A 9,905-nucleotide genomic window follows, 5' to 3' on the forward strand; every position below is an offset into this window, starting at 1 on the left:
CGACGAAATAGTCGATGACCGGCGATGACGAAGTGCTTCAGAGCGAGCAGCCTGGTTCCTCGGCTACCGGCTATGGGACTCTCGGTGCTGTGGTGTCAGCGACGGGTGTGCATGGTCAACCGGTGCCGTTGTGGCAGATCATGGTCGGGCAGGGATTGTGCAGGAGCAGGTGACGGCTGACCGGTCCGAGCGCGGCGCCGGAGGAACCCCAGGGTCCACCTGGCGAGCCGAGGACCACCAACTGGGCGCTCACGGCGCGTTCGAGGAGCACCCGGTGCGGGTCGTTCATGGTGATCAGCGTGCGGATCGACAGGGCGGGGAAACGTACGGCCGCGGCGTCGACCGCCAGGTTGAGTCGATCGCGTTTGACCTTCTCGTGGTTGTTCCAATCGGCGAGGTCGGGGACGGTCACCTCCCCGACGTGGGCGGACGAGCACGACTGCACCGCGAGCAGCGGGGCGCCGAAGAGGTCGGCGAATTCGGCGGCGGTGAGCAGCGTCTGCTCACTGGTGTCGCTGCCGTCGACTCCGACGAGCACCGGAGCCCGGTTCGGTGGCGGGGGACTCCCACCCCGCCACACCACGACCGGGCAGGGGGTGTTCTGCGCGACCTCGATCGCGGTCGACCCGATCGACAGGGTGTGTGCTGCCCCGACCCCGACCGCACCCACCACCACCAGCGCAGCCTCGGCACCGGCCGCGGCCAGGACCGGCCCCGGTGGTCCGGGCACCGTCCCACAGTGCACCGAGACGTTCGGAAAGTGTTGGCGAACGGGGTCGAGCGCGTCCTGGAGGGCGTCCCTCGCGTGACGGCGCCGCATGCGGGTCGAGAAGGGGTGCTCCCCGGGAACCACCGACCCGGCCATCGACGAGAACTCGTCCGTGCAAGCATGGACGATCCACAGCGGGCATCGGGTGCGGTCGGCGACCAACCCCGCCCACAGCGCGGCGCCCTGCGCCGTGGGTGACCCGTCGACGCCGACCACAACCCTCCGCTCGTCCATCTCGTCCATCTCGTTCATTCGGGCGGCCTGCTGCTACGCCGCGCTCCGGGCGGTGGAGGCGTCCGGGAGCATGTCGATGGGAGCCGCGGGGTGCGTGTCGGTGACAGCACCGGCCGCCGCGGTGCATGCGAGGACTCGCTGAAGGATTCGGGGATCGTCGTACGCACTGACGAACGGTATGTGGTTCTCGTGCAGCTGTTGCACCATCACCGATTCGGTCGGGTGGCAGAACCCGTCGAGAATGTCCTCGGTGGTCACCACGCACGCCACCGAGCCTTCGTCGAGGGAGTCGGTCGGGTCGAATCCGTGGGCCCGGGCCCACCGGCGCATCCCGGCCCAGTACTCGACCTCGACGTCGTCGGTAGGGGCGCCGAGAAACAGCACTCGTGAGGTGTTCCCGACTGCCGGTACGGTGTCGCTGCTGCTCATCGGTCAATCCTGTCGGGTTCGGGGGCGCGTGCCCGGGGGCGGATAAGCGATCCGCGGTGGCGGTGCCAGCGCATCGGCGCAAGCGCTCGGGTGCCATTTCGAGTGTTTCTTGCGATCACCGGGCGGTGTAGGGGAGAAGGTCACCGGTGCGGGGTGGCCCGGTCGCCTCACGATCGTCACCGTCAGTTCGGCGATTCGAGTAGCTCGAGCTCCTCCGTCACGACGAGGTCGACTTCTTCTTCCGTGAGTCCGCCGAGCAGATGCAGAAACAACACCGATCCCACCTTCTTCTGCCGATCGGGACGGTAAACGTCCCGGCAATGCCCGTGCGCGGGAATCGATCAGGCGGCTGTACTCCGGAGTTCCGGCGGTGCCGGATTGGGGGTGGTCGTGGGTGTGTTCCCGTGTACCTGTCCAATTGAAACCGGTGTGGGGAGAAGGCCGCAGAGGCATTGGTCCTCTCTGACAGGGTCGGGAGGCATCAACTCGAGGCCTCACCTGGCCCGGCCGTGCTCGGTGCGCACCGTCACCGTTCGCGGGGGCCGTAATCCCGCGAGGAGGGACCCTGATGAGCGGGTCCGCTGGGGCCGATAGTGCCGTCGTCGTTCGGGCCCTGACCGCCGACGACCGCGCCGCCGTCGAACAGTTGCACCACCATTGGCCCTTGCAGATGCGCACCTGCGGGTCCCGCGGAGATCCTCACCGAGAACACCCCCGTGCTCGCCGTCATCCCCGAGTGGGGCTGGGATCACGCCCTTCACTCCGACGGCGCCATCGTGCATGTCGGCCTGGTTGCTCTGGCCGACCGGCACCCGTCTCTGCCCGCGATGCTCGTCGACGGTCGCGCGGGCACAGCACTCGGCCGGCGCTGACCGGCGAGCCACGACGGGTGCCCCGGGAGGGTGCCGGACCCCGGATCGCGAGCATCGGCAATGGTGAACCACCGCGTGGCCGATCGGCCGCCTCAGCTGACGGGCCATCCCGGTCTGTGTCCAAGGCTCTGCCATTCCCGCTGCCACCGAGATCTCCGGTATCTTGCCAGGGCCCCGTGGGTCCCGGCCAGAAGCAGACCGCACCCGGTGATTCCGAGGATCAGGAACATGATCGCGGCACTGATGGCCTCGATGCCGCTTTCCGTTCCGCTGTTCGGGGGCTGCATGAAATTGCCGTCGGCGTCGACCCAGACGGTGACCGTCTGCCCGGCCCGGGCGCCGATGTCCGTCTCGACCACACCGGTGTGCTCGGTTCCCTCGAGCACCCAGCGGGCGGGGGCCTGGTCCCGCCCGGCCGGGCCCCGCATCGGTATTTCCCCCGGTGGGGGGCGAGGATCGTCGAGCAGCACCGCCGGCACCTGCCGCCCGCTGCCGGCGACCTGGTGGGCCCGCTCGGTCAGCCGGGTGTAGGTCGCGGTGCCGACGGCACCGGCGACGGGCACCACCATCAACGCGACGACCACAACGACCAGGACGATCGTGGATTCGATCCGGTCACTGCGCCGCATCAGCGGGTTGCCGCTCCACGGCGCCAGACGCCACCACCGAACAGGTACCGCGTTGCCGCCGGTCATCACAACCTCCCGAGTTCGTCGTTCTCCGAGTGTCGAACTCGTTCAGCACCGCAGGTAGGGCCACAGGTCGACGCGAGAGTCCCCGACGAGAAGGGACTTTCGTCACCTCAGGACCTCAGGGTTCGTCAATGCACCGCATTTGAGGCGGTGATGTCGAGGATCTGCCGGATGGTGACGTCCGAGGTCGCGAGGCCCCGGCTCAGTCGGGTAGGGGCGCCGACCAGGTCAGCCGGGTGCCGCCGCCGTCGGCGGGGGTGACGGTGCAGGTGCCGCCGGCCTGTGCTGCGCGGGCGGTCAGATTGTGCAGGCCGCTGCGCGCCACGGTCGCCGGGATCCCGGCACCGTCGTCGACGACGTCGATGATGAGGTCGTCGCCCACGGAGATGGTGACCGTGACCGTGTGCGCGTGGGCGTGATGAACGACGTTGCTCAGCGCTTCCCGCAGCACCGCCTCGGCGTGCTCGGCGAGTATATCGTCGACCACGGACAGCGGACCGGAGATCCGTACCGTGGTCCGCAGCCCGCTGTCTTCGGTCTGCTCGGCGATCACCGAATCGAGCGTGTGCCGAAGCCCCGAGCTGCTGTCGCCGCCGTGCAGGTCGAAGATCGCGGTCCGCACGTCGGTGATGATGCCCTGCACGTCGTCGACCATCTGCGACAACCGGTCCCGCACGGCGGGGTCACGAACCCGGCCCTGGGCGCTCTGCAGGCTCAACCCGTGTGCGAACAATCGTTGGATGACGTGATCGTGCAGATCACGGGCGATCCGGTCGCGATCGGAAAACACCGACACCGCGGCCAGCTGCCGTTGATCCTCGGCGAGTTTGAGCGCCAGGGCCGCCTGATCGGCGAATTCGGTGATCATCCGCACCTGCCAGTCGGCGAACGGCGGCGCACCGGTCCTGCAGATGAGGACCAGCACCCCGGAGACCGCGTCGGGCGCCGACCGCAGCGGCAACAGCAACACCGGACCGTACCCGTGTCCCCCGGTTTCCTCGTCGAAGACCGGGGACTGGAACGGGATGCCGTTACGGAAGGCCTCACCGGGTTGCGAGCCGGGGACCGCGAGCCGGCGACAACGAAGTTGCTCGGGCGCGTCTCCGGCATAGGCGGTGACGATCAGGTCGGTGACCTCCGCGGCATCGACATCGGGGTCCTCCGGTTGCGCGATGAACACGTGGGCGGCGCCGGCCAGGTCGTGGGCTCGGCGCACGATCAGCTCGAGCACCTGATCGGTGTCGATTCCGGCGAGGAGTTCGCCCCGGATCTCGCTGGTGGTCTGCTGCCAGCGTTGCCGCAGCCCGGTTTCCTCGAACAACCGGGCGTTGTCGACGGCGATCCCGGCGGCCGCGGCCAGCGCCTGGACCAGGACTTCGTCGTCTTCGGTGAACGGGAGGCCACCGGTCTTCTCGGTCAGATACAGATTCCCGAACACTTCCCCGCGGACGTGGACCGGGACACCGAGGAAGGTGCGCATCGGCGGATGATGGGCGGGGAAACCGGTGGACGCGGCGTGCTGGGCGAGGTTGTCCAATCTCAGCGGTTTCGGTTGCTCGATCAACAACCCGAGCAGCCCGTGGCCGGTCGGCAAGGCCCCGATCTGCTCTCGGGTGGGTTCGTCGATGCCCTCGTAGACGAATTCGGCCAGTCCGTCTCGGCTGCGGTTGAGCACACCCAACGCCCCGTACCGGCAGTCGACCAACTCGATCGCCGCGTGCACGATCTGTTTCAACGTCACCTCCAGGTCGAGGCCGGAGGCGATGGTCAACACCGCCTCGAGCAGGGCATCGACCTGATCCCGGGTGCCGAGCACCTCCTCGATCCGGTCCTGGACCTGCGTCAGCAGCTCGCGTAACCGAAGCTGCGCCAGCGTCCCCTGCAGGTGCGGATTCTCCTCCGGCATGAGCGACTGAGCCCGCTTCCGGCGGTCGTGTCCCTCAGCTGTCCGAGGGGCGGAGAGTGTGACCATTCAAAGATATCCGACCGCACCCGCCCTCAAACCCCTATTCGACCTGCCGGTCCTTGACTCACTCGCGTCCCCGCCCCGCCCGATACGAACGGCCCTGTCGCTCCCGATACGAACTGCCCTGTCGCGTTCGAACACCGGGGCGCATACTGGGGCACATCGCATAACAGGCGCTTCGCAGCGATCGGCGCCGGAGAAGACAAGCCAAAATGAATACCGCCACGCTCGACCGTCTTCTCACCGTGCACGAAGCCACCCGATTGTTGCGGTCGGTGCCCACCGGCCGACTCCTCTACACCGAAGACGCCCTGCCCGCAGTGCGGCCGGTCACCTTCACCGCCCCCCGAGGCGAAGTACTCATCCCCACCGGCCCGGACCCGTGGTTCGACCGATTCGACGGCACCTTCCTCGCGTTCGAGGCCGGTGAGCTCGACGTGCCCTCGGGGACCGGATGGACCGTCCTCGTCCTCGGTCACGCCCGCCGGAGCGCCAGCGGCGACCCGGCGGGAAACGGCGCGGCCCCCACCGCACCCCGACCCCACGAGAACGGACACTCGCACCTCGTGCTCGACATCGAACGCGTCACCGGCCGCCGCATCACCCTCGCCCCCGGGACGGTGTGCGAGAGCACGATGAGGTGATCAGCCGCTTCCGCGTTGCCCGCGGCCCGGATACCATCACCCGCCCGTAGAGCATTGATCACACCGGATCCTGTTCGAGCGGAACAGCGTTCGTCGCTGTCCCCTCGCGGAGACTGGCGAGCACCCGCGGATGCCTCCGCCCGCATCTGGCTCGACGAACTCGAGAACAATGTCCCCACACATGGGCAATGACCGGACCGGTCTCCGGTCCGAACGGCCATCGGCATGCGCCTGCCGAATGGGGTGGCCTTCGGCCCTCCGGTCGACGGCCGGACCGCCCGCTACGCGGTCGGCGGCTTCGGGCCACGGGTGCTCTTCCTGCACGACTGAGGCCTGAGCGGACAGGCCTATACCCGCCCACTCGAACAGCTGATCGCAAATGGGTATGCGGGTGTATGCCCCGGGGCTTCCCGGGTTCGGCGGTACCGCCCGCCTCCCGCTCGAGCAGCGAACCCTTCCTGGGTGTGGCCGTTGGTGAGCCGCACCGGCCTGACCGGCGCCCGATGGTCCAGCGGAGCGGCCGAACCCCTGTGGCCGTCTGCTCGCGCGAGCTCAGGGCGAGTCCGTCACGGCCTCGTCACGACGGTGGTGGGGTTGGGGCCACCGACATCAAGGTCTTGTGGCCGTAGCGGTCAGGTCCTGTTCGTCACAGACTGGTCAGGGTGGATCAGAGTCAGCGGTCGACCGCGAGTGCCGGGGAAGTAGAGAGGCCGGTCGCTCTCGATCCGACCGAGAACATGGATCTGTTGCTGCGGGACGTGCGGGGTTCGCGGGAGGGGTTGACTGCGCGGGAGGCCCGGCGCCGGCTCGCGCATGTGGGGCCGAACCGGTTGTCTCGGCGGGGTGGCCGGCATTGGCCGCGGCAGCTGGTCCGGCAGTTCACTCATCCGTTGGCGTTGCTGTTGTGGGCGGCGGCGGGTCTGGCGTGGGCGGTGGGAATTGTCGCGGTCGCTGCCGCGATCGTGCTGGTGATCGCGATCAATGCGGTCTTTGCGTTTGTGCAGGAGCGGCACGCCGAGCAGGCGGTGGAGGCTCTCGCCGCGTTCCTGCCGATACGGGCGAAGGCGTTGCGTGATGGCACGGTCACGGAGATCGACGCCGTGGACCTGGTCCCCGGGGATGTGTTGGTGATCGAGGAAGGTGACCGGATCTCTGCCGATGCGCGCCTGTTCACCGGTGGTATCGAGGTGGACCTGGCCACGTTGACCGGTGAGTCGGTGCCGGTGTACCGGTCCGCGGAGCTTGTCGACACCCATGTGCCGCTCCTGAACGCCCGCGACCTCGTCTTCAGCGGAACCACCTGCACGGAAGGTGATGCCCGCGCCGTGGTGTTCGCAACGGGGATGCGCACCGAGCTCGGACGGATCGCGTCGCTGTCCGAACGTGTCGAGCAGGAGGAGAGTCCACTCGAGTCGCAGGTGCGGCGGGTGGCGTGGCTGATCGCGCTGATCTCGGTGGTGTTGGGGATCGCGTTCATTCCGATCGCCACCATCGGCGCCGGCCTGTCGTTCCTCAACGCGGTGATCTTCGCGGTCGGGCTCCTCGTCGGCAACGTGCCGGAGGGGTTGCTACCGGTGATCACCCTGGCGCTCGCTCTCGGGGTGCGCGAGCTCGCCAAGCGGGGAGCGGTCGTCAAGCGGCTCAGCGCCGTCGAAACCCTGGGTTGCACCGATGTGATCTGCACCGACAAGACCGGAACCTTGACCGAGAACCGGATGAGTGTGCTTTCGGTCGACACGGCCACCGGCCGACACGAGCTCGCCACCGGCCTGCCGCCTCCGGCCACGGAACCCGTCCTGAGGCGTCTGGGCACGAGTATGGCGGCCTGCAACAATGCCCGCATCGATGGCGCCGACGCGGTCGGTGATCCGACCGAAATCGCTCTCCTCGACGCTGCCGGGTCATTCGGTGTCCGGGTCGATGCCGCGGAGCGGGACCGGTTCCGGCGCACACAATTTCACTTCGACCCGGTCCGTAAACGTATGTCCACCCTCGATGCCGACGGTGATGCGCTATGGGTGCACACCAAAGGCGCACCGGAGGCGGTGGTGCCGTTGTGCACCGACATCCTCGGAGCGGGCGGTGTCTCACAGCCGCTCACCGAGGCCCGGCGCCGGGAACTCGGCGACCTCGTCGACACGGAGGCCCGGCGGGGGTTGAGAGTTCTCGCGATCGCCGACCGGCGACTGCTCCCCGCGAACGGGGCGAGACCGGACACCCGCGAGGCCGCCGAGCGGGACTTGACCCTGCTCGGATTCGTCGCGATGGCCGACCCGCCGCGCCGCGAGATCGCCGACGCTGTGACACGCTGTCACCGTGCGGGCATCGACATCATCGTGATCACCGGCGACCACGCCCTGACCGCCACCGCGGTTGCTACCGAGGTCGGCATCACCGCCGCCGACCCGACCGTCGTCACCGGCGACGACCTCGATCGGCTCAGCGAGGACGACCTCGACATTCTGCTGCGGGACACACCGGATCTGATCTTCGCCCGCTCCTCTCCGGAAGCGAAACTGCGCATCGCCGACGCGTTGCGCGAGAACGATCATGTGGTGGCGATGACCGGGGACGGCGTCAACGACGCTCCCGCGCTGCGCCGGGCCGATATCGGTATCGCGATGGGCCGCACCGGAACCGACGTCGCCCGGGAAGCGTCCGTCATGGTCCTTACCGACGACGACTTCGCCACCATCGCCGACGCCGTCGAGGCCGGGCGGCGCGTGTATGACAATATCCGCAAGTTCATCTTCTATATTTTCGCGCACGCCACCCCGGAGGTGACGCCGTTCGTGGTGTTCGCCCTCTCCGGCGGCGCGGTCCCGCTTCCGCTGCCGGTGTTGCTGCTGCTCGCCTTCGACGTCGGCACCGAAACGCTGCCCGCCCTCGCACTCGGCCGCGAGCCCGCCGAACCCGGTCTGATGCAGCGCCCACCGAGACCCCGGCACGAATCGATCATCCGCGGATCGATGCTGATCCGGGCGTGGCTGTTCCTCGGCGTGATCTGCGCTGCCCTGGCGATGGCCGGATTCTTCTACGTCCTCCACGGCGCCGGGTGGCACTGGGGTGACCCCACCGGGCCGGGCACCCCACTGCACACCGCCTACCGGCAGGCGACCACGATGACCTTCCTCGGAATGGTGACCGGTCAGATCGGCACCGCGTTCGCCGCCCGCACCGAGCGCGCGTCGCTGCGCTCGATCGGAGTCCTGTCGAACCCGTTGCTGCTCTGGGGTATCGCATTCGAACTCGCCCTCAGCGGCGCGATCATTTACCTTCCCCCGCTGCAGGAACTCCTCGGCACCGCCCCGCTCACCCTGACCATGGTCGCGTTCACCGTCCCCTTCCCGTTCATCGTCTGGGGCGCCGACGAGATCAGGCGATGGCTTCTGCGCCGCACCCACCCCCTGCCACCCCCGCCGGCGGTGACCTCACCTACCACAGCATCGGGGCAGGTGAGCCCCAGCGGGTAGTGGGAAGAGTTCTCTGCTCTCCACCACCGCGGTCGCGGACCGAAATTGACCCGCGAGTCAGCTCCCTCGGCGGCGATCCACCGTGCACCGAGAACCGGGACGTCGTGGCGAGAGACGGGAACCTCCTGTCTTTCCGCATTTTCCGACACGCTCGATGGGTGTTCCGGTCGCGGGAGTCAGATCATGACCGCCGCGGCTGCCACGGACGTAAGGACCAGGAACGCTGTGATCGCCGCGATGACCGGCGATCCGGTACCCACACCGGCGATAACGCCCGCAGTCGCTGCGGCTGCGGCCGCGATGGTAAGGGTCGGACCGCGGGGCGGACTGTGGTGCGTGTCGGCCGTCCTGCGGCGGGTGCGGCGCGGCACCCGGATACTGCTCATTTTTCTTCGTCACGCATCTTTCGGGCGGGTGCGGGCACGGGCACGGCGTTGGGGGTGCACCGCCGCTCATATCGGTGCAGCGAACCGCCTGCCGCTTCCTCTGCCAGGTTTCCCCGTGGCGTGCCGGTTGCCCAGAGCACAAGGTCATCGACTCGGCCCGCCGTCGAGCACTGCCACGGGCACGACCCTGAATGTGGTGACCTTCGGCCCTCCGGTCGAGGTCCGGGGACTCTCGGCGGCCGGGGGGTGATCGAGATGTGCTGGAAGGTATGGACACGATCGAGTCGTCACAGCAGCAGCCGTGCACGGGTCTGCGGTGGCGTTCGGTGGTGGTCGACGGCCGGACCGCCCGGTACGCGGTCGGCGGTTTCGGGCCGCGGGTGTTGTTCCTGCACGGCTGGGGCCTGAGCGGACAGGCCTATACCCGCCCACTCGAACAG

8 protein-coding genes are annotated in these 9,905 nt (G+C 68.5%); 3 read left to right on the top strand and 5 right to left on the bottom strand.

The annotated features are described in order from the left end of the window. Nucleotides 1–115: 115 nt before the first annotated feature. Both ACFTWF_RS16980 and ACFTWF_RS16985 read right to left on the bottom strand, forming a co-directional pair. On the bottom strand, nucleotides 116–1,021 hold the full coding sequence (locus ACFTWF_RS16980) for a universal stress protein (protein WP_378462351.1): 906 nt from the start codon (nucleotides 1,019–1,021) through the stop codon (nucleotides 116–118). Nucleotides 1,022–1,036: 15 nt separating this feature from the next. Beyond that, nucleotides 1,037–1,432 (bottom strand): hypothetical protein, encoded by a 396-nt coding sequence (locus ACFTWF_RS16985; protein WP_378462352.1) that lies wholly within the window; start codon nucleotides 1,430–1,432, stop codon nucleotides 1,037–1,039. A 716-nt stretch (nucleotides 1,433–2,148) separates the two neighbouring features. Here ACFTWF_RS16985 and ACFTWF_RS16990 point away from each other — a divergent pair. Further along, nucleotides 2,149–2,304, top strand: a complete 156-nt coding sequence (locus ACFTWF_RS16990) for a hypothetical protein (protein WP_378462353.1) — start codon at nucleotides 2,149–2,151, stop codon at nucleotides 2,302–2,304. Nucleotides 2,305–2,396: 92 nt separating this feature from the next. On the opposite strand, the gene ACFTWF_RS16995 is transcribed toward ACFTWF_RS16990, so the two are convergent. Both ACFTWF_RS16995 and ACFTWF_RS17000 read right to left on the bottom strand, forming a co-directional pair. Then, nucleotides 2,397–2,999 carry a hypothetical protein gene (locus ACFTWF_RS16995; protein WP_378462354.1) on the bottom strand — a complete coding sequence of 201 codons (603 nt, stop codon included), beginning with the start codon at nucleotides 2,997–2,999 and terminating at the stop codon, nucleotides 2,397–2,399. A gap of 199 nt (nucleotides 3,000–3,198) precedes the next feature. Next, nucleotides 3,199–4,902 carry a GAF domain-containing protein gene (locus ACFTWF_RS17000; protein WP_378462376.1) on the bottom strand — a complete coding sequence of 568 codons (1,704 nt, stop codon included), beginning with the start codon at nucleotides 4,900–4,902 and terminating at the stop codon, nucleotides 3,199–3,201. 272 nt (nucleotides 4,903–5,174) lie between these two features. Between ACFTWF_RS17000 and ACFTWF_RS17005 the strand changes: the two genes are divergently transcribed. Both ACFTWF_RS17005 and ACFTWF_RS17010 read left to right on the top strand, forming a co-directional pair. Beyond that, nucleotides 5,175–5,606, top strand: a complete 432-nt coding sequence (locus ACFTWF_RS17005; protein WP_378462355.1) for a pyridoxamine 5'-phosphate oxidase family protein — start codon at nucleotides 5,175–5,177, stop codon at nucleotides 5,604–5,606. 737 nt (nucleotides 5,607–6,343) lie between these two features. Then, entirely contained in the window at nucleotides 6,344–9,079 is a 2,736-nt protein-coding gene (locus tag ACFTWF_RS17010) for a cation-translocating P-type ATPase (RefSeq protein ID WP_378462356.1), read from the top strand. Nucleotides 9,080–9,255: 176 nt separating this feature from the next. On the opposite strand, the gene ACFTWF_RS17015 is transcribed toward ACFTWF_RS17010, so the two are convergent. Next, the gene (locus tag ACFTWF_RS17015; RefSeq protein WP_378462357.1) at nucleotides 9,256–9,465 is read right to left on the bottom strand and encodes a hypothetical protein; all 210 of its coding nucleotides are present in this window, start codon (nucleotides 9,463–9,465) and stop codon (nucleotides 9,256–9,258) included. Nucleotides 9,466–9,905 lie beyond the last annotated feature (440 nt).

Origin of the sequence: Rhodococcus sp. NPDC056960, assembly GCF_042674125.1 — a bacterium.
GTDB lineage: Bacteria > Actinomycetota > Actinomycetes > Mycobacteriales > Mycobacteriaceae > Rhodococcus_F.